The following is a 255-nucleotide window of genomic DNA, read 5'->3' on the forward strand; positions in this document are numbered from 1 at the left end:
GGAACGGGTGTGACCTCTTCGCCATTATCACCAGACGACTATTCAATTGAAGGGTTGTTCCTTCAAAACTAGATAAAGGATTGATGTCAAGAAAGCCGAATATCGACCAATTGTTGTTCATTAAAATAATGACTCTTTATGGTTAAGTCCTCGATCGATTAGTATCAGTCAACTCCACATGTCGCCATGCTTCCATCTCTGACCTATCTACCTAGTCATCTTCTAGGGATCTTACTCACTTACGTGATGGGAAAT

The 255-nt window shown here is 40.8% G+C and carries 1 rRNA gene; it reads right to left on the reverse strand.

Annotated features, from left to right (window positions below):
- Nucleotides 1–138: 138 nt before the first annotated feature.
- Nucleotides 139–255 (reverse strand): 23S ribosomal RNA (locus BAA9072_RS24050); the annotation flags it as partial.

Source organism: Rossellomorea arthrocnemi (assembly GCF_904424705.1).
Classification (GTDB): domain Bacteria; phylum Bacillota; class Bacilli; order Bacillales; family Bacillaceae_B; genus Rossellomorea; species Rossellomorea arthrocnemi.